Consider the following 1,690-nt stretch of genomic DNA (forward strand, 5'->3'; position numbering starts at 1 on the left):
TGGTCGAAGTGGTAGTGCAGGGCGAGGTGGGGGATGGGGTGGCGGGCGGTGGTGGCGAGGGTGGCGGCGCCCGCGTGGTGGATGACCGCGGCGCAGGTGGGTGCCAGGGCGTGCCACGGCGCGTAGGTGACGACGCGGGTGTTGTCGGGGATGTGGGTCAGTTTCTGTTGCTCGGATTCGGCGATGGTCGCGACAAGTTCGATGTCGAGGTCGGCGAGAGCGGTGAGAACGTCCTGGGTGTTGATGGTGTAACCGTTGTAGACCTCGGTGGCGGTCAAGCCCATGGTGAGGGCGACGCGCGGCTTCGTCGGCGGTTTCTGGAGCCAGGCCGGGATGGTGGCGGGGCCGCCGTAGGCGATGTACTGCATGCGGAGGTAGTGCAAGTCGGGTGCTTCGTCTTGCAGGCTGAGCGGGAACTGGTCGATGGTGGCGTGGCCGGTGGCCATGTCCTCGGTGTACTCGCCGCCGTACTTGCGGGCGTAACTGCCGAGCCAGTCGGCCAGCGGATCTGCTTGCCGCGCAAGCGGTTGCTCGGCCTTGAGCCGGAGAAACAGTTGGCGGACGCTGCCGAAGACGTCGATGCCGAAGAGCATGCGGGCGTGGGCGGCGCCGCAGGCTTTGGCGGCGATCGGGCCCGCCATCGACAGCGGGTCCCAGATGACCAGGGCGGGGCGCCAGTGCCGAGCGAACTCGACCAGCCCGGCGATCGCCGGGAAGTTCTGCTCCTGCGCGGTCTCCACCAGCAGATCCTGGCCTGCCCGCGCCTGCGCCCAGGTCGGCTCCGGCACGTCCAGGATGTCGTACGGCGCGGGCAGACCCGCGCGGGTCTGCTCGACCAGACCCGGGATCGTGCGCGCGATCCGCCAGTGATCACGGCTGCGGCCGACCGGCACCGCGGTCAGCCCGGCCTGGGTGATGACATCGGCGAACGACGGCTGGCTGGCGACCACGACTTCGTGGCCTGCCGTCCGCAGCGCCCACATGAGGGGGACCAGGTAGAGGAAAATGCTCTTTTCCGGGTTGATGGCGAACAGGACGCGCATGGTGTTCCTTGCTGATCAGTGACGGACGGCCCGGTGCTTCTCGGTGAGCTGTTCGAGTGGCACGACAAGGTCGTTGGGGCTGGGCATGGCGTGGATCTCGTCGCGCAGGTCGGCGGCGCGACCGCGGAAAGCGGGGTCCTCCAGCAGCCGCACCACGTACTCGCGCACGGCTTTCCCGGACGCCTGATCGGCGGGGATCGCCAGCGATCCGCCCTGGGCGCACGCGCGGTCCGCGAGAGTCGGCCCGTCGAAGTCCCACGGCACCATGAGCTGCGGGACCGGTTCCCGCGCCATGGTGAGGAAGGTGCCGAAGCCGCCGTGGTGGATCACCAGGTCGCACGTCGGGGCGAGCGCGTGCAGTGGCACGTAGGACACCAGGCGCGCGTTGTCGGGTATCCGGTCGAGTTTCTGTTGTTCGGATTCCGCGATGGTCGCGACCAATTCGATGTCGAGGTCGGCCAGCGAGTCGAGGATGTCCTGGATGCTGACCGCGTAGCCCGCGTCGTGTTCGGTCGCGCTGACGCCCATGGTGAGGGCGATGCGGGGTTTGGTGGGTGGTTGGTGGAGCCAGGTGGGGATGGTGGCTGGTCCGCCGTAGGGGATGTATTGCATGGGGAGGTAGTGGAGGTTGTCGGCTTCCATGCGGA

General features: G+C 68.3%; 2 protein-coding genes. Both read right to left on the reverse strand.

The features are described from left to right. Positions 1-1,043: nucleotide disphospho-sugar-binding domain-containing protein (locus ACT4N7_RS27690; protein ID WP_444831811.1), on the reverse strand; the 1,043-nt coding region annotated here is incomplete at its 3' end. Positions 1,044-1,058: 15 nt separating this feature from the next. Continuing rightward, positions 1,059-1,690: nucleotide disphospho-sugar-binding domain-containing protein (locus tag ACT4N7_RS27695; protein ID WP_444831812.1), on the reverse strand; the 632-nt coding region annotated here is incomplete at its 5' end.

The organism is Actinokineospora sp. (assembly GCF_052390155.1).
Taxonomy (GTDB): Bacteria; Actinomycetota; Actinomycetes; order Mycobacteriales; family Pseudonocardiaceae; genus Actinokineospora.